12 protein-coding genes are annotated in these 19004 nt (G+C 67.4%); 8 read left to right on the top strand and 4 right to left on the bottom strand.

The annotated features are described in order from the left end of the window. Window positions 1-213 precede the first annotated feature (213 nt). From AORI_RS67970 to AORI_RS68005, 8 genes are all read left to right on the top strand, one after another. Window positions 214-831, top strand: a complete 618-nt coding sequence (locus AORI_RS67970; protein WP_016335719.1) for an LOG family protein — start codon at window positions 214-216, stop codon at window positions 829-831. 148 nt (window positions 832-979) lie between these two features. Next, window positions 980-6196, top strand: coding sequence for a type I polyketide synthase (locus AORI_RS67975; RefSeq protein ID WP_043848249.1), 5217 nt, complete (start codon window positions 980-982; stop codon window positions 6194-6196). A gap of 462 nt (window positions 6197-6658) precedes the next feature. Further along, window positions 6659-7765 (top strand): acyl-CoA dehydrogenase family protein, encoded by a 1107-nt coding sequence (locus AORI_RS67980; RefSeq protein WP_016335721.1) that lies wholly within the window; start codon window positions 6659-6661, stop codon window positions 7763-7765. After that, window positions 7753-8070, top strand: coding sequence for a 2Fe-2S iron-sulfur cluster-binding protein (locus AORI_RS67985; RefSeq protein WP_016335722.1), 318 nt, complete (start codon window positions 7753-7755; stop codon window positions 8068-8070). The genes AORI_RS67980 and AORI_RS67985 overlap by 13 nt, the downstream gene beginning before the upstream one ends. Before the next feature lie 985 nt (window positions 8071-9055). Next, the gene (locus AORI_RS67990) at window positions 9056-10249 is read left to right on the top strand and encodes a phthiocerol/phthiodiolone dimycocerosyl transferase family protein (protein ID WP_016335723.1); all 1194 of its coding nucleotides are present in this window, start codon (window positions 9056-9058) and stop codon (window positions 10247-10249) included. A gap of 155 nt (window positions 10250-10404) precedes the next feature. Further along, a complete protein-coding gene (locus tag AORI_RS67995) occupies window positions 10405-11196 on the top strand; it encodes an SDR family NAD(P)-dependent oxidoreductase (protein WP_016335724.1) in 792 nt (263 codons plus the stop codon). A gap of 5 nt (window positions 11197-11201) precedes the next feature. After that, window positions 11202-12173 carry an aldo/keto reductase gene (locus AORI_RS68000; protein ID WP_016335725.1) on the top strand — a complete coding sequence of 324 codons (972 nt, stop codon included), beginning with the start codon at window positions 11202-11204 and terminating at the stop codon, window positions 12171-12173. 20 nt (window positions 12174-12193) lie between these two features. Beyond that, the gene (locus AORI_RS68005; RefSeq protein ID WP_016335726.1) at window positions 12194-13402 is read left to right on the top strand and encodes a cytochrome P450; all 1209 of its coding nucleotides are present in this window, start codon (window positions 12194-12196) and stop codon (window positions 13400-13402) included. Between the two features lie 21 nt (window positions 13403-13423). On the opposite strand, the gene AORI_RS68010 is transcribed toward AORI_RS68005, so the two are convergent. The 4 genes from AORI_RS68010 to AORI_RS83775 form a co-directional block, all read right to left on the bottom strand. After that, window positions 13424-14671, bottom strand: coding sequence for a helix-turn-helix domain-containing protein (locus AORI_RS68010; RefSeq protein ID WP_016335727.1), 1248 nt, complete (start codon window positions 14669-14671; stop codon window positions 13424-13426). Between the two features lie 299 nt (window positions 14672-14970). Further along, a complete protein-coding gene (locus AORI_RS68015; RefSeq protein ID WP_016335728.1) occupies window positions 14971-16404 on the bottom strand; it encodes an ATP/GTP-binding motif-containing protein in 1434 nt (477 codons plus the stop codon). Further along, a complete protein-coding gene (locus tag AORI_RS68020; protein ID WP_016335729.1) occupies window positions 16401-17873 on the bottom strand; it encodes an SCO6880 family protein in 1473 nt (490 codons plus the stop codon). The genes AORI_RS68015 and AORI_RS68020 overlap by 4 nt, the downstream gene beginning before the upstream one ends. Further along, on the bottom strand, window positions 17873-19000 hold the full coding sequence (locus AORI_RS83775; RefSeq protein ID WP_016335730.1) for a hypothetical protein: 1128 nt from the start codon (window positions 18998-19000) through the stop codon (window positions 17873-17875). Before AORI_RS83775 ends, AORI_RS68020 begins: the two co-directional genes overlap by 1 nt. Window positions 19001-19004 lie beyond the last annotated feature (4 nt).

Raw genomic sequence — 19004 nt, forward strand, 5'->3', positions numbered from 1 at the left:
CCAGTTAGCAACATGTGGACACATTGTCAAGTATTTCGTCAAAAGCGGTCCTGACGTCGGGCACAAATGCTACAACGTGCAAGGTTTTCCGCTGATTGCCGTGCCGCCACCACTCAGGCGTATCGTCCATCCCGAGAGCACAGGTTCACGCAACCGTCAGTGCCTCTGAAAGACAACCGCTGGGGGGCGACAAGGGCTTCAGGAGGCGTCCTCATGAAGAAGCGCATCTGTGTTTTTTGTGGCTCTTCGGCGAGCAACGCCCCGCGGTATCTGCTTCCCGCTACGGCTCTCGGCACTCTGCTGGCCGAGCGGGGTTTCGGACTCGTTTACGGTGGCGCGAGCCACGGCATAATGGGAGCGGTGGCCGACGCGGCTCTGGCCGCAGGCGGCGAGGTCATCGGCGTAATAGCCAGGAATGTCGTCCGCGACGAGGCCACACATCACGGCATCACCCAGCTTCAGGTGGTCGACGATATGCATGCGCGCAAGACCAGGATGGCTCAGCTTTCCCAAGGATTCATCGCTCTTCCCGGCGGGACCGGAACTTTGGAGGATCTCTTCGAGGTTTGGACCTGGGCACATCTGGGCATGCACACCAAACCTGTCGGCCTCCTGGACACGAATGGCTACTACCGGCTACTTCTGCAGTTCACCGACCACATGGTGACCGAGGGATTCCTGCATCAGCACAGCCGGGAAACGATGCACGTCGATGCCGAACCGGCAGCCCTGCTGGACAAGGTCCTTGCGAACCTCGGACCACAGACCCACCGTGAGTCACCTGGGCCCTGCTCTGCGAAACCCGAGATCGCGGTCCCAGCGCAGCGATAGAACCGACAGCGCGCGATACCTTATGCCATCGAGGACACTCTGGCATATCCAGCTCGAGCGTTAGGCCCGGCAAGAGCGGTCGCGTCGAGACCGCCGGTTATACGACCAGACTTTCGCATTACAGGAATAATGCAGATCGGAAATACCCATGAAAGCACGACCATCAGACTTTTCCGACCAGATCGCCATTATCGGAATGGGCTGTCGATTCCCGGGCGGGATCAACAGCCCTGATGCGCTTTGGGCTCATTTGAAGGAGGCCCGCTCCGCCGTCTCCGACCTTCCCGAGGGACGCTGGGACGCCTATCCCGCGCCCAGCGAGGCCGCCTCCGGCGCGGTACGCCGGATGATTCAGCGGGCCTCCTACCTCGACGATACCGCGGGATTCGACGCGGGATTCTTCGGAATCACCCCGAGAGAAGCCGAGCAGATGGACCCACAGCAGCGAATCGTGCTCGAAGTGGCTTGGGAAAGTCTGGAGCACGCCGGCATCCCGCCACGGTCCCTGGCGGGTAGTGTCACCGCGGTCGTGATGGGAGTCGGCGGTAACGAATACGGCCAGCTGCTGTTGTCCGATGCCTCCCGCATCGGGCCGTACAGCAGTATCGGAGGCGCATATTGCGCGGTGGCCAACCGCGTTTCCTACGCGCTGGACCTGCTCGGGCCGAGTTACGCGGTGGACAGCGCTTGTTCTTCTTCGCTGGTCGCAGTGCACGCGGCGAGCCAGGCCCTGCGATCCGGGGAGGCGGACCTGGCGTTGGCCGGCGGAGTGAACCTCATTCCCGCGCCGGGGCAGTCGATGTCCCTGGCCGCCTCTGGAGCGATGGCTCCCGACGGAAGGAGCAAGCCCTTCTCCGCCCAGGCCGACGGGTACGGGCGTGGTGAAGGCGCCGGGGCGCTGGTGCTTAAGCGGAAGTCCGACGCACTCCGTGACGGTGACCGGATCCTGGCCACCATCGTGGCCTCGGCGGTGGCTCAAGACGGGCGCACCAGCGGAATCATGGCCCCGAACGGTACCGCGCAAGCCGCGCTGCTGCGAGGACTCTATGAGAAGGCCGGTGTGGACCCGGCGAGTGTGCACTACGTCGAGGCACACGGGACGGGGACCTCGGTCGGCGATCCGATCGAGGCAGGAGCCATCGCGTCGGTCCTCGGAACCGGCCGGGCCGACGGCGAGGTCCTGATCGGCTCGATCAAAGGCAATATCGGGCATTTGGAGGCAGGTGCCGGTATCGCGGGCGTGATGAAGACGGTTCTCGCGATGACGCATGAACTGCTTCCATCCACTGTCGGCCCCGACGGTCCGGCTGGGGTATTGCCCGACATCACCACCATGCCTGGCGTCCGCGTGGTCGACGCGCCCACGCCATGGCCACGGGGTGAAAGTCCGCGGCGCGCGGGAGTGTCCAGCTTCGGATACGGCGGAACGATCGCCCATGTGTGCCTGGAAGAACCGGCCGTGTCTCCGCTTCCCCCGCGCACGACGGGAAAACCGTCGACTCAGGTGCTGGTGTTGTCGGCCGCTTCCGCGCCCGCGCTCCGGGACGCCGCTGGACGGCTGGCGGACGCGGTGCGCACCGGAGATGACCGGCCCGACCTCGGCTCCGCGGCCCACACACTCGCGGTGCGCCGCTCGCACTTGCCGCACCGCCTCGCCGTAGTGGCCGAGAACTGGGATCAGGCGGTGGAACGGCTCGACGCGGTCTCCGCGGAGAAGCCTGACGACGGTGTCGTCGTCGGCCGGGCGAACGAACCGGGACCTGGCCCGGTGTGGGTGTTCTCCGGACATGGCTCGCACTGGGCGGGAATGGGACGGGAACTCCTCCGGGACAGCGCCGAGTTCGCACAGTCCTGCCAACGGCTGGACCCCGTTTTCCGGCAGGAAGCCGGATTCTCCCTGCTGGAGGAGATCCGGCACGGCGAGTTCACCGAGGTCGACCGCATCCAGGCAGCGCTGATCGGTATCCAGCTGGGGCTGGCCAGGATGTGGCGGGCGCGCGGTGTCCGGCCTGCCGCCGTGATCGGCCATTCCGTGGGAGAGATTTCCGCCGCCGCGGTGGCCGGGGTGTGGAGCGAGGAGGACGCGGTCCGATTCGCCTGCCGCCGGGCCTCTCTGCTGCGTTCCGTAGCCGGGGCCGGAGCGATGGTGATGGTGGCTCTGCCCTTCCCCGAGCTCAGCGATCGGTTGGCCGGACGCACCGACGTGACCGCGGCGATCCATCCGTCTCCGGACTGGTCCGTCGCCTCCGGCGATCCCGCCGCGATCGACGAGCTGGTCCGCGAGTGGCAGGACCGAGGACTGACGGTGCGGAGGATCGCCTCCGACGTGGCCTTCCACAGTGCGCAGATGGAGCCGCTGCTGGCCGATCTCGGCGCGGCTGCCGCGCCACTGGGCATCAGCGAACCGTGCCTGCCCCTCTACAGCACCGCCCTGCGGGACCCCAGAAGCGACTCGCCCCGCGATCCCCTGTACTGGCGGGCCAATCTGCGCGAACCGGTGCGCTTCGGACCGGCGATTCAGGCCGCGCTCGAAGACGGGTACCGCACCTTCATCGAAGTCTCGACGCATCCGGTGGTGACACATTCGATCATGGAGACGGCGGCGCGGTTCGACTCCGAACCGGTGCTGGTGGTCCACACATTGCGCCGTCGCCGCTCGCAACTCCAGGAATTCCTGGCCCAAACCGGGAAACTGTACTGCGGGGGCGCCGCCATCGACTGGGCCGCAGCGCTTCCCGGCCGTCTGGTCGACTTGCCCACCCAGCCGTGGCGGCACGAACGGTTCTGGCTGCCCCCGGCCAGGCCCGAGGACACCGACGCGCACGACCCGGCAGGGCACACGCTACTGGGCCGCCGCATCGACGTCAGCTCGGTTCCGCCCACGACGGTCTGGACCACCTCGCTGGCTCCCGAATCCCGCCCCTATCCCACTCCCCACGTCGTTCACGGAGTGGACATCGTGCCGGCGGCAGTCCTCATGGGAACGCTTGGCGCGGCGGCCGGTGGCCGGAGCGACATTGCCGGTGGCTACCACCTGCGTGACATCTCGCTGCGCACGCCGCTTCCGGCGGACCAGCGGCGTGCCGTGCAGATTCTCTCCCACGAAGGACAGCTGACCCTCTCGTCCCGGTTGGCGGACGAGGAAAGCGGCGGGAACTGGATCGTCCACACCACTGCCCACGTCGCCGAGCCCACCGGCGCCGGTGCTCCGGATCCGTACCGCGAACCTCTCGCCGGGTCGCAGTCATTCTCCGAGGACGAACTCCTCGGCCTTCTCGCGCCGCTGGGAGTCACCGGGGTCGCCTTTCCCTGGGAGGTGCGGGCTCTCCAGCACGACGCCGCCGAAGTCGACGCACATGTCCTCGCCCCCGACGCCGAGACCTGGGCACCGCTCTTCGACGCCGCGACCACACTCGCGGCCCTGCCGATGGCCAGGCAGGGGGTTCGCCGGATGCCCACTTTCATCGAAAGCGTCCGCGTCTGCGGCCCCGTTCCCCGTGACGTGCAGGTCCACGCCAGGCTGCGGAGTGGTACGTCCGACGTCGTCGATGTCGATGTGATCAGCCGGGACGGCGCGTCGACGGCTCAGGTGCGCGGGCTGCGTTTCGGCATCCTGGACGCTTCCGACGATCTGCTCTCCGACCCCCGGAGGCTGCTGCACCGGCTGGACTGGCAGCCGATGGCCGAGTTCGCCGTCACCGGCAGGGCACCGGTCATCGCCCTGGTCGCGCCCGGGCCCTCCCCGCTGGTAGATCGAATCGCGCAGCGCGCGGCGGCCGAGGACATCACCTGCATCACCACAGACTGTCTCGACGCGCTCACCGGCGCTGATCACGTACTCGTATTCCCGGGAGACACAGAGGCTCCAGTGCGGCAGACCGAGCTGAACCTCGGCTTGCTGGCCCGTACGGCGCAGGCTCTGTTGTCCAGGGGCGAGGGCACTGCTCGGTTGTGGGCGGTCACCGCCGGTGCCCGCGAGTGCCGGGACGATCGCGCCTTGTCACAGCGGCCGCTCTGGGGGGCCGGGCGGGTCATCGCCTCGGAGCACCCGGATCTGTGGGGTGGAACCGTTGATCTCGGTGCGGAAGGCACCGACGAAGCGATCGGGCGGCTCCTGCGGCTGCTGCACCATCCTCCCGCGGAGGATTGGGTCGCCCTCGACGGGCCGGCTCCGGAAGCCGCCCGCATGGTTCCTGTTTCGGGCATCGCTCCGGCCCCGCTAAGGTGCGCGCCGGATGGAACCTACGTGGTGACCGGTGGGCTGGGAGCACTCGGGCTGGAAGCCGCGCGCTACCTGGTCGCGCACGGTGCTCGCAGGCTTGTGCTCATCGGGCGTCGAGGACTTCCCGAACGCGGTCTCTGGGCAGAGCAGACGGATCCGGCGATCCGCCACGCGATCGACGTCATCACGTCCTTGGAGCAGCTCGGTGTCACTGTTCAGCCCTACTCCTTGGACATCGCCGATCCCGACGCCGCACGGATCTTGACGCGAGCGGATGCGCTGGGGCTCCCCCCTGTGCGCGGGATCGTGCACGCCGCAGGTGTGTTCAGCGGCGGCGTCATCGACGAACTCGACGAAACCTCCATACACACCAACCTTCATGCCAAAGCCGCGGGTGCCTACGTGCTCCACGAGCTGTTCCCGCCGGGAACCCTGGATTTCCTGGTGTTCTTCTCATCCACCGCGCCTCTGGTGGTACTTCCCGGTTGTACCGCGTACGCCGGCGCCAACAGTTTTCTCGATGCCCTCGCGCACTATCGGCGTGCCCAGGCGCCGGACACCAAAGCGCTTGCTTGGACGGCTTGGCGCAACACGGGAATGGGCGCTTCCTTCGGCGCCCTGGAGCAGGACGCCATGGATTCGCAGGGCTTCGGCGACATCACAGTCGTGGAAGCGTTGCGTGCCTGGGAATACGCGGACGCCATGGATGCCGCCCAAGCGATCATCGTTCGCCCGACCCAGCTTCCGGATATGCAGCGGCGCCCGATCTTCGAGCACGTCAAGAGCCCCAAGTCAGTCGAGCTCAAGGACGATTCCCCTGCCGGTGCCGCACTGCGTTCGGCGGATCCGGAGACACTCGCGGTCACGATCGTGGAGGAGATCACCCGTCATATCGCCGAAGAGACGGGGCTTCCGGGCGAACGGATCGAGGACAACGTGCCTTTCGCCGACCTGGGCCTGGACTCGGTGATGGCCATCGCCATCCGCAGCCGGCTGCAACGCTCCATAGAACTGGATCTGCCGATCACTGTTCTGTGGACCAATCCGACGCCTGCCGCGCTGGCCCGCCACTTGACCGAACGGCTGGTCGCGAAGCGGGCCACCTCAGGCGCGGCGGACAGGGCGCCGTCCCTGCGGACATAGCGAATTAGGCAGGAGAAGGGAGACCGCACCGACGCAGAGAACAGGCGATCGATCGACGATACGACACCGCCGGAGCCTTCTAGTTCGCTGTTTAAATCGAGGGCGTCCGCGTGCACGACGGACCGAGCGAATCCCTCGGGGGAACCCACCCGGACGACGCGCCCGAACACACCGCCGTCCTCATCGACGGCGCCGTGCGCAGGGTGGCCACGTACAGCCACCCTGCGATAGCCCGGTATCCCGCGCAGCGGGCTCGTCGTGAGGGTCTCGCTGCCTGGAATGCTGACGATGACACCCACGGGATCGAAGACCACGTGTCTGAGCTTCCGAGCGTGGCACCGCTCATCGGCGCGCCCCGGCCCCTGGAGAGTCCAGGCCGAACGGGCAGGAATTGTGGACGAAAGCCCCAGCCGCCTTCTTGCCGGCCACTCGCACGCCGTGCTCGTTGTGTAGCGTTACGTCATGATCAGTTCCCCGGCGATGGTCGCCACGACTGTTCGCGAACTGGTGCACGCGGAGGTGGCCCCCGCTGCGAAGCGTGTCGACGAGGACGGCGTCTATCCCGCCACGGCACTCGTCCGCCTCGGGCAGGCGGGTGCTTTCCGTCTTCATGGTGAAGGCGGGAAACCGCCTGGCCTCGACGTCGCCATCGCGACGACGGCGGTCATCTCGAAAGCCTGCTTGACGACCGGGTTCTGCGCTTGGTGCCAGCACTCGGCGGCCTGGCTCCTGGCGAACAGTGGCAACTCCGAGTTGCGCGCCAGGTTGCTGCCCGACGTCGCGAACGGCACCGTCATGGCCGGTGTTGGGCTCGCGAATCCGGTCAAGGCCATGAGCGGCATCGAGCAGTTCAAGCTGCGCGCCGAACGTGTCCCGGGCGGTTACCTGGTCAGTGGCGCCCAGCCGTGGATATCCAACATGGACGAGGGGCACTGGTTCGCCACGGTCTTCGCGGACGTGGCAGACCAGTCCCACTGGACCATGGCGATGGTGCGTTGCGGGCAGCCCGGCGTGACGATCCGCCCGAACGTCCAGATGACGTCGTTGCGCGGCAGCGCGACGGTGACGGTCCTGTTCAAGCAGGCCTTCATCCCCACAGAGCAGGTTTTGGCGTCCCCTGCCAAGGGCCTGCTGACCCGTGCCTACCCAGGAATCGTGCTGCTGCAGACTGGAATGGCGCTAGGAGTGATCGGGGCCAGCATCGCCTTGATGCGCGAGTTCGACGCCGGGCAATCCGAGAGCAATCAGCACCTGTTACGCCACCCGGACGACTTCGCGGCCGACCGCGACGAGCTACAGGATCGGATCGCACGGCTCACGGAAACGCCACTCGACGACTCGCCCGGGTACCTCCGGTCGGTTTTCGAGACGCGGTTCAGGGCCAGTGAGCTCACCCTGGCGGCGACGCAGATGGCCATGCTGCGGGCCGGACTGCCGGCCTTCATGCAGGGTTCTCCGGTTGACCGGAGAATGCGCGAAGGCAACTTCGTCGCGACAATCACGCCGTCGATGAGGTTCCTCGCCCGGGCGTTGGCGACGATGGGAGAGAGGGCTCCGTGGCTGACCTGATCATCGCGGCGTCCGCCGGCGGCGAACACGTTCTCAGCGGGAGCGGAACCGACACGGTCATGGAGCGCGCGCGGGAGGCGGGTCTTCCGGTACGAGGCGAGTGCGGTGGCTCGATGTACTGCGGGACGTGCCACGTGATCGTCGACCCGGCGTGGGCCGGGCGGCTCATGCCGCCTGGTTGCGAGGAAACCGACCTGCTCGACGCGCTGCTCGACCGGCAGCAGACGTCCCGCCTCGGCTGTCAGATCACTATGACGAGCGACCTCCACGGCCTTCGCGTGCGCCTCCCCAGAACGCTCGCATGATCTCCACGGCAGCGGACGCCTAGCGTATGTAGGTGCCCGCATTCGTCCATGCGAGTAAAGCTGCGTGTCGGTGGCGTTAATGCTGCCGCTCCACCGGGAGCACTGCGCGTGCCCGTACCGCACGCGCTGCCCTCGGGCCAGCCCCGCGCCGGCGGGGAGCACACTTGCTGACCAGCGATGTCAGCGCGCCCCAGCTCAAACTGCGTCGGTTTGCCCCCCGGAGATTCCGCGCCGTCCATCCATGCCGATGTCCGCCGAGGAAATCAGCGTCCGACAGAACGTGATAGCCGACGGCTCTGGGCGTGACTCGGTCGATCCCGACCGCGGCCCCAGGCGGCGTCCTCGGCCACATCAAGACGCCTGCCCCGATGCCCACCACTCCATCGTGTGATTCGCCCCCTCGAAACGACCCAGCCCCAGCCCCGGTTGATGACCTTGAAACATCGATCAGCACCGAGACTGTTCGCGCCCCCGAACCTGAACGGCCTCGACGGCCCCTCATACCGGCTCCGCTCCGGACTCACCAGGAAACCTCCGGCAAACTCCGCAAAGCGGAGAGCGCACCTGTCTCATGACAACCGCACCCAGACCATCGCCAAGATCTGCCGGCTCTGCGCCGGACCCCCTTCGTCGCCACCGACCGCCAAGCCAAGGACAGAAGTCGGTCACGACACGCCCCCCACCCCGGTGGAACACGAATCGCCGCTCACGCCACCGCACCGACACCACGTCCGCGCTAGCGGCCTTGTCGATGACCAAGAGGCTCTCGTCGTAGCTACCCATCAGGCGACCGCTCAAGGTCCGCGGTACGCCAGTGTCACCGGCAGTAACAATTCGACATGGAGCGTGCGCGCACCCCACGTCCGGCCGTCCACTTCTGCGGGAAAACCGGGCAACTTTCTCCCCGGTCGCGTTGACCGCCGTTCAGACGGTGGGAGAAGTTGCAGCTTGAAGCCGCCGACCTCACAAAGCAAAACGGAGACCGATGAAGACCACCGAACGAGCGCTGACGATCAGCGAGACGGCCTTCATCCTCGCGGGGTTCGGCCCGGTAGTGGTCCGCACGGCCTTCACCGGCCGATTCGACCTTGAGCTGCTCGAGACCGCGTGGCAGCTGCTCGGTCGCGAATACCCGCTGCTGCGATGCGGAATACTCGGAAGTGAGGGCGGATTCCTGCTGAGCTTGCGAGACAGCATGCCGAAGGTAGAAGCCGGTGTGGACACTTTCGACGAAGACATCTCCCAACGGATCGGAGACGGTGCGGTCAGCCGATTGTCACTGTCCCAGACGGACGGCACAGCGGTACTGACGCTCGCCGTCGATCATGCCTTTTCCGACGGACGTCTCGTGCAAATACTGGTACGCGTCCTGCTCCGCATCTACACCACCTTGCTCCGCGGCGAGACCCCGGCCTCGAAGCCGCGGCCGGTTTTCGAGCCGGGGTTGGAAGAACTCTTCTCCGGGCACTACGCCCCGGGGCGGCCCGGCCCACCCAAGGTGCCAGGAGAGCCGCTGGCCCTTTCGCGCGGTTCCGGTGAACCGTCGTCCGGCTTCGGCGTGCATCACCTCGAACTCGAGCCCGAGCCAACGGCCGAGCTCGTCACCTTCGCCCGCGCCAACCGGATGTCGGTCACGGACTTGCTGTCCGGAGCGATTTCGAGATCGGTAAGGGCGCGGTTCCCCGAAACCGACGGCCCGCTACCGGTCACCTTGTGCCTCCCCGTGGATCTCCGCCGACGGCTTGATCCACCGGTCGACTCGGACGCCCAGCTGTGTGGAGCCCTTCCGTGCACGGTCACCGTCCCGGTCGCCGCGAGCGACGAACCGCTCGAGATCGGCCATCGGGTGGCCGCGGAGCTGCGTACGGCTCTCGAACGGGACGAACCGCAACGCGCCTTGCTGGCCCAGTGCCTCGCGCCGGCGCCCCCACCGCCCATGACCTTCATGGTGTCGAACATCGGTGTCGTGGAGGATCCCGTGTTGCCCGAAGGCCTCTGTGTCACCGGTAGCCGTTTCGCCGCGACGCTGAACGGTCCGGTACCCGCGATGTTCGTGGCGACGGTGAGCGGTCGGCTCACTCTCGACGCGGTTTACGACCTCGCTTACCACAAACCCGAAGAGATGGATCAGGTCATGGCATCGATCGAGTCCTCGCTGCGTTCGCGGGTGAACGCCTGATCCGGTGCCACAGGTCGTGCCCGAAAGACGTTTCGGCCCTGATCATCGGGCAGGTTCTCCCCCCGGATCGTTGACCGGGACTTCGACCACTGTGAAGGTCAGCCGAGATGTCGTGACCCTGTGTCAGTAACCGGCACAGAGGGAGGTCGGACGTAATGCGGGACTCGACGGTTCTGGTGACCGGCGGCGGTAAGGGACTGGGCCGCGCGTTCACTGAAGCGCTGGGGCAGGCAGGCGCCCGGGTCTTCATCACCGGGCGGGACGCCTCGGCGCTGGAAGAAACCGCCGAAACACTGAACGGGGACGGAATCCTCGTCGAGGCCATCCGCGCCGACGTCGTCGACCGTGACGCCATGAAGGACGTCGTAGCACGGATCATGAAGGTCAGCGGCCGGCTCGACGTGCTCGTCAACAACGCCGTCGATCCCGGCCCGGTCGGGCCCACCGCCGATATCGACTTCGGCGCCTGGTGGCGTACCCAGGAGGTCAACGTGGCCGGTCCGCTGATCGGCGCACAGGCCGCCCTGGCGGTGATGCTCCCGGCAGGCCGCGGCCGGATCATCAACCTCGTCAGTCCTGCCGGGATCAAACGCTGGCCCTACGCCACCGCCTACTCGGTGTCCAAGGCGGCACTGCTCAAGCTTTCCGAGAACCTGGCAACCGAATTGCGCTCCACGGGTGTCACCGTGTTCAGCTACAACCCCGGAATCGTCGACGCCGGGCTCACTCGCGCAGGCATGCGGTTCGCCGGCAACACCGACGATCCTTGGCTGGACAGGATCGGCCGCTGGGCGATCGACGCCCGTGACTCGGGTGCCTTCGTCCCACTCGAAACCGCCGTCGCCTGTTTGGTGCGCTTGGCGAGAGGGGACGCCGACGTCCTCACCGGGCACGTCATCCACGCCGAGGACGACCTCGACGCGCGCATTTCCGATCGAGAGGTTTGAGCACGATGAAGGAGTCACGCCGCCTCGGCGAAAGCGATCTGATCGTTTCCCCTTTCGGCCTGGGCACTTCGACCTGGGGTACGACGACCGACCACGACGCCGCAGCGAGTCAATTGGCCGCCTATCTCGACGCGGGTGGCAACTTGCTGGACACCGCCGATGTCTACGGCGCCGGCCAGGCCGAGCGAATCATCGGCCGGTTGCTCGGTACGGGAATACCACGGGAATCCCTTGTGCTGGCGACCAAATCCGCGGCGGTCATAGTCGACGGAAAGCCCACCGCGAACGCCTCGTCCGGCTACCTGCTGAACGCACTCGATGCTTCTCTTTCCCGGCTTGGCACCGATCACATCGACCTGTGGCAGTTGCACGCGTGGGACAGGACCGTCCCCATCGACGAGAGCCTCAAAGCCATCGAGACCGCCATCGCCGCGGGCAAGGTGCGCAATGCCGGTGTGTGCAACTACTCGGGTTGGCAGACCGCGGTCGCCGCCGTCCGGCAGGCGGGCGGGAACAGTCGTCCGCTGGCAAGCGTGCAGGTCGAGTACTCCCTGCTCGAACGAGGCATCGAGCGCGAAGTGGTGCCCGCCGCGACGAACCTGGGCCTCGGCATCCTTCCGTGGGCGCCTCTGGGCAGGGGTGTGCTGAGCGCGAAGTACCGGCACGGCGTACCGGAGAAGCGGGCGGAGAACCGGTTCTTCAAATGGTATGTGGGCAGGCATCTCAACGACCGCGCCGCCGGGATCGTCGAGGTCGTGGCGTCCGTCGCCGACGAGCTGGGAACGACGCCGGTCGCGGTGTCCCTGGCGTGGCTTCGTGACCGTCCGGGCGTGGTCGCCCCGCTGATCGGCGCGAGGACCGTCGAGCAGCTCGAAGAATCTCTGGCAGGCCTGGATCTTCACCTGCCCGAGGAGCACCGGCGCAGGCTCGACGAGGTGTCCGCACCTCGTCGCGGCTATCCGGAAGTAAGTATCTGAGCTGCCGTCAGGAGGCTGTCATGGCGGAGAGACCACCGAAGTACCTCGCGACATCCCAGTACACGGCCTGCCCCTATTCGGTGTTCGACGGGTTGCGGGATACAGCGCCCGCCGTACCCGTGCAGGTCAACGGGTTCAGGATGTGGGCGGTCACCCAGTACGCCGAAGTGCGCAGGATCCTTGCCGATGCCGACGCGTGCAAGGACATCGTGCAGCACCGGAAAAGAGTCGTTCCACAATCGATTCTCCGCCCTGATCACAGCGCCAAACTCGCGCACAGGTCGCGACGCAGCCTGCTCGATCGCGACGGACCCGACCATCGCCGGCTCCGGGCACAGTTGAGCGGCGAGTTCAGCACCGCGCGGGTGATGCGGTTGAAGCCGGCCATCGAACGCACGGCCACGGCATTGCTGGACCGGCTGCCCCTTGGCGAGCCGGTCGACCTGGTCAAGGCCTATGCGCGGCCGCTGGTCACCACTGTGCTGGCCGACTTCCTCGGGCTTCCCGACCACGAACGGGAAGGATTCTCCGACTGGCAGATGTCGATGCTGACAGGCAACAGCGTCGCCGAGGCGGAGGATGGCGCTCATCGCCTGTACGAACTCGCCCTGCGCATGATCGACGAGAAGAAACGCGAGCCGGGAGACGACCTCTTCACCAGGCTGCTGCGGGTCCACGAAGCGGACGGCGGAATGGACGCCGACGAACTCGCCTCCACCTACGTGGTGTTGCTCATCGGTGGCTCGGAGCCGGCGAGCAGCATCGGGACCGGGCTCGCCTTGCTGCTCGACCGGCCGGACGCGGTGAGCAAGTTGCTCGCCACCCCGGATCTGTTCGGCGCGGCCGTCGAAGAGATCGTGCGCTACGAGTCGCCCTTCAAACTTCTACCCCCTCGGTTCTACGAAAAGCCTGTCGACGTGAACGGTGTGACGATCCCGGCCGGCGAGATGATCGCGGTCTCACCCGGTGCGGCGAATCGTGACCCGGCCCGGTTCCCCGACCCGGATGTCTTCGACATCGAACGCGAGACGCGCGGGCATCTGGGCTTCGGCCACGGCGCGCATCGCTGTCTCGGCGCCGCCCTCGGCAGGCTGGAAACCGAAATCGCGCTGCGGGAACTGATCACCAGAGTCCCGCGAACCCGGCTCGCGGTGGCGTCCGAAGACCTGGTTTGGCGTCCCGGCTCGTTCATGCGCCGCCTCGATGGCCTACCGGCGATTCTCGGCTGATTTCCGTTGCCGTCGTCACTCTCAGGCCCGGCGCGGCGGCAATGTCTCGCCGGCCAGCGCCCGGCGGCCGGAAACCCCGAGTTTGCGATACACGTTGGAAAGATGGAATTCGACCGTCCGCATGGTGAGCACCAGGCGGTTCGCTATCTGCTTGTTGCTGTAGCCGTCTTTCGCCAATTCGGCGATCCGCAGCTCTTGCGCGGTCAGCGAAGGCCGCGACGTCGGCCGAGTGGTGTGTTCTCGCAGCAACTTGTCGATCTTCTCCGTCAAGGTCGCGTCACCGATCCGCAGGGCCGCTTCCTTGGCTCGACGAAGCTGAGCTTTCCCTTCGCGTAGCTGCCCGGACGCCAGAAACCTCTTGCCTTGTTCGTGGCAGAGGGTGGCGATCCCGACCGGTGACCGGGCAAGCTCCATGAGATCGATGGCGTCCCTCAGCCGGTCGGACGGTCGTTCGGAATCCTCGATCGTTTCGAGGACGTACAGCCCCCAGGCCACGTCGGCATACGACCGCCACGCCATCGCGGCCTCGTACGCCTGCGTCGCCGCGGCGGTGGCGACATCGGACTGTCCCGCGGCGGCCGCGGCCAGGGCCAGCAAACCGTCACGGCGCGCGATCGGCGAAGAAGCCACGGCCTCCCTGGCGGGGACTCGCGAAGATTCAAGTAGATCCTCGAAGGCCTTGTCGACCCTGCCCGCGATCAGATGAAGCCCGCCACGTACCACCAGCACCAGCGAGCGGATGGGCTCCCATTGCCGCAGAAGTCGATCGAAATCGTGCTCGCGAAGGACCCGGTCGCCCAGTTTGACCTCGTTGACCGCGACAAGCGCTTCGACATAGAGAGGGGCCGCCAGATCGCTCAGGCACGCGGGCGACGCCGTGTCCGCGAGCCGGGCCAGGGTGTCCAGCGAGCCCACCAGGTCCCCGGCGTGCTTCGCGTGCTCTGCCCGCATCAGGGCGACATGATCGGGGAATCCGCCGTGCCGGTCGTGCTCGAGCTTCCAAAGATGTGCGTCCACACTCTCGAGAGCGCCGGTCCGCAGCAGGATCATCATTCCATGCCACAGACAGCGCGGATCTCGCAGACAGGCCGGGTCGGTGAACACGAGTTCGGCCTGCGCCGTGACCGACAGCCGGTCGGCCCCCATCGAAAGCAACGCCAGCGCGGGGCTCGCTTTGCAGCCCACGTGCGACGCTGGCCACAGAGGGCCGATGAACTCCGGGTCCGGCACCACCCGGGTCTCCCCGAACGCCCTCTCATCCAGCTTCAACTGGCGCCTCCCTGCCCTCGGCGGACACGCTGCGCGGACGGAGCATCCTCGGCCGGCCACTCCGCCGATCGCCGATGACACGTCACGCCACGCAGCGTACTGGACTGGTGGCTGTTCGAGATCGTGCCGCAGCCGTTGAAGGGCATGACACTCGACACAGCCTCGGCGGCCCGGGGCTCCTTGTCAAGACAGCTCCACCGTCGCATCGGCGCGGACACCACCGCGTCTGGCAAGGCCACCACCAGCGGTGATCCACCCATCAGCCCGGCCTGATGCGATCTGCTACGGCCGCCCGCCCGTCATCGCCTGCCGGTCATGGCGTCGTCGGTCTCGGTGAGCTCGATCTCGGCCGGTGAGCGGATGTGCTGGACGAGCAGCGGCGCTTCGGAGCCGATCTTGGCGAGGAAGGTGCCCCTGCCGAGCCCCATGATGGTGTCCTCGGTGCCTGCCGGCAGGTCGTACAGGTCAACACAAGCGAGGGCGTCACTGCGCAACGACTGTCCGAAGATGAACACCGTCTCGGCTTCCTGCAGCAACGAGCGGGCGGCGGAGTCCGCGGGCAGATCCGACACATGGTGGAACCCCGCCATCGTCGCCAGCCCCAGCCCGCGCGCGAGTTTGGTGTTGCGCTGGAACACCTTGCCGAGCGCGCCCTCCGCGACGTGCCAGCCCTCTTCGACGATGTTCACCGTCTGCGTCAGCTGCCGCGAACGTCGCGCGAGCATGTTCGTCTGCCAGGTGTTGATCACCGTCATCACGATCCGCAGGGCGGGCCCCTCCACCGGCAGGGCGGAGATGTCGAAGTGGACCAGGCCGCTGGGATGGTCGAGCTGGACGTCGGGAGAGGTCTCACCGTCCACCAGACCGGCCAGGTCCTCCTCGATCATGCGTTCCAGTGCGAAGGCCGGGTCGAAACCCCATTCACGCAGCTCGGACACGGGGATCCCGATGTCCTTCGCCGCCGCCGCGGCGGGTTTGATCAAGTGATGGACGACATCGCCGATCACCGGGACGCGGTTGCGCTCCCGCGCGTCACCGGTCGCGGCGAACAACGCGATCCGTAACGCCTTGCCCTCGCGTTCGCTGACCTCTCTGCCGAGCGCTTCGGCCAGGACGGCACGGAGCAGCATCATCTGGCCGGTGGGCCGGCCCGCCTGCTTGCCTCCCTCGCCCGCCTCGCCGAGTGAGATGACCGGGTCGAGCAGGTTCAGCCTGCTTCCGGTGCCGTCCACGGTGAACCGGATCGACGGCGCGCCGACCGCGCGGGCTAGCCGGGTGTACTCCCCTTGCCCCGCTTGGGTCTTCTTGTCGAGCACGACCACACGACGACCGGAGAGCAGCAGCTGACGAAGCGTTCCCCAGGTCTTGAGCAGGGAACTTTTGCCCTTGCCGACGTCGCCGATCACCGCCACGTTGGGCGCCGAGACCAGCTTGTCGTCGTAGGCGATGAACGGGTCGTGGCACACCAGTTGCCCGGAAAGCCTGTCGGTGCCGAGGATCAGGCCGCGGTGCGTCGTCGGCGGCGAAGACAGGGCGAGGTTCAGCGCCTCCGCCTGCCGCGTCGTCGACCGTGAGCCGGTCTCGCGGGGCTCGTACCATCCGGCCCGGTCCAGCCAGCGGGTGCGGCGCGGATCGCGGCGCTTCTTCCGCCGCGGTTCCGGTTCGGCCCCCGGTGATGGGACCTGCTGTTCGCCAGGAGTACCAGGCAATGCCGTCGCCGTCCGTACCGTCATTTCGGCACCGCCATTCCCCGCGCCAACGGATAGGTGGTGATCGCCGCCGCGTCGTGCCACATGTCCTGCCATTCCAGCCTGCCGATCGCGCAGTTGGCCGCGGCGTTGCCGACCCGCGTGGACGCCCTTGCCAGCTCGCCTTCGTCGGAGGCGGTGACCGACAAGGACATGGACCAGTCCACACCGTGATGCCCGCTGCCCGGGGAAAGATCGTCGAGTCGTCGCCGCGAGGCGGACAGCAGCAGGTCTCCGGTACCGTCGCCGACCTGCCCCTTTTCGGCGGCGTTGTGCCTGCTCGCGCCATCGACGGTCACGTCGCGGACCGCGCGGGCCCTGGCGATCCGCGCCGGGACGAACTCCATCCGCACGCTGAGCGTCCGGATCACCGCCGGGTTGACCTCGACCAGCAGGGGGGCGAGCCAATGAGGGCCGAGCGGCACGGCACCGATGCCGTCCCTGGGCACCACCGCCACCCGGTGCAGCCAGCGGTCGTTGACCGTCATGTGCCCGCGCTCGGCCCGGTAGTCCTGCCAGCAGTTGTGCCAGCGGACCCCCTCGTGCTGATCCACCGGAAACGCCGGATCCTGCATCGAACGCAGCACCGCACAGGTGCGTTGCTCGCCCAGCACCCGCGGCCGCACCAGATCCGCGCGGCTCACCAGATCGGCGAGCCTGGCCAGTTCCTCGCGCACCAGTCCGGCCCAGCCCGTCTCGCCCTGCCCGTGCCGCCGCGCCGCGACGGCGAACTCGCCGTTGAGCGGGAATCGGGCCACGAGGTAGTTCCGGTGCTGCTCGGCGGTGTGCGCGGTGAGGTCGATCAGATCCTCATAGGACTTGACGAGTGCCTCGATACCCGGCCGGTCGGAGACCCTCGCCGCGACGAAGGCACGGTGGCGCGCCGGGTCGTGGGGCAGGATCCGGTTGATCTGCTGAAGGCCGCGGAGGAAGGAACCGTCCCGGGCCAGCTGGGAGAGCATCACGCCGTACCGGGCCGACGCCACCTCGAACTCCGCGACGGTGCGCAGCCCCTGCGGCTGGCCGTCGACCTCCATCACCACGGACAGGTAAGGGGTTTCACCGGGGTTGGAGTGCCGCAGGATGAACATGTCCTCGTGCGGTGTGCCGCCCAGGTCGAGCGGCGCCACCCGGCCGAGCGGAGGCGGCAGGATCGCCTGTTCGCTGCCGGGCTCGGCGACGAACGCGGTGACCCCTTGACGGCGGCGCAGGCCGAACCGCCACCGGCGGACCCACCCCGCCGCGATGGACCGCTGCCCGCTCCACGGGTACAGGACGATGACACCGAGGACGAGGACCACGACGCCCACGACGGTGCCCGCGACACCGCCCATCCCCAGCCAAAGCCATCCGGCCAGCAGGCCGGTCACGCCGAGGGCGACGGCGGTGCGACCGTCGACTTTGCCCAGCAGGCCGCGCCCGACGACCTCGCCTCCCAGGATCGAAGTACGCATCAGGCACGTCCCCGGATCGGAGCGGAGATCTTCTCGGTGTGGCTGTCCGCTTCGAGGTGACCTCCCGACGGCACGGGAGGGTCCTGCCGCGGCTGGGCCCGCCCCCGGTCACGCTGTGAACTCCGGCGCTCCCGTTGCCGGTTCTCGTACGCCTGCTCGATGGAACGTGACTCCGCCGGATTCCGATGGGGAAACGGCGCCGCAAGCACCGGGCCCCGTTCCAGGGAGACGGCGACCGATTCGCGTACCCCGACGGGGGCCGGGGGCCGTGTGCTCGACCGGTCCGCGGCCCCGGCGCGGGTCGCCGGGAGCCTGCGCAGGACCATCAAGGGCGCCACACTCGACACGATGAGGGCGACGGCCAGCAGGCACAGCTGGATCAGCCCCGGCACGCCCGAAGGATCGCCCTCGGCCGCGCCGAAAGCACCGAACGCGGCGGCGAGCAGCAGAAACAGCAACGGCTTGGCGAAGATCAGGCCAAGCCAGAGGGCGGGCACCCGCAGTGCCTTCGGCCGCCACACCGGATGCACCAGCATTCCCCAGCCGATCCCGGCGATGACCCCGGCGACCGGCAAGCCGATCTTCTCCACCGCGAGCACGAGGAAGACCCCGAGCGCGCCGGCCACGATCAGCAGCGAGACGATCAAGCCCACGAACGCGCCACCCGGCAGCTTGTCGGCGGATATCCCGGCCAGTTTCTCGATCCGGGAGCCGGTCTGGCCGATCGTGGTCGCACCCCAGCCGGCGATCCCCTCGCCCGCGGCGTTGGCGACGTTCGACACCAGAACCCCGATCGCGGGGAAGAACACGATCAGCAGTACCGCCAGCGGAAGATACTTGAACAGCGACTCGCGCAGGTCGTCCCGCCCGCCGCGCCGCAGGCCATGAAAGACCGCGAAAATGGCGGCGAAGGCCATGACCACCAGTCCGAGACCGGCGGCGGCCGCGTACTGGGTCAGGAAACCGGGTGCCGCGGGATTGACGTTTCCTTGGTCTCCCAGACCGTTCACCACCTGCTTGACGAGATCGAACGCGGACGCGTGCACCGAGTTCACGAGGTCGTCGAGCGGGGTCGAGGGGTCGGCGACGAACTCCGCGAGGTGGCCGCCGCGATCGATTCCAGGCATGTCG

The sequence above is a fragment of the Amycolatopsis keratiniphila genome (genome assembly GCF_000400635.2).
GTDB classification, from domain to species: domain Bacteria; phylum Actinomycetota; class Actinomycetes; order Mycobacteriales; family Pseudonocardiaceae; genus Amycolatopsis; species Amycolatopsis keratiniphila.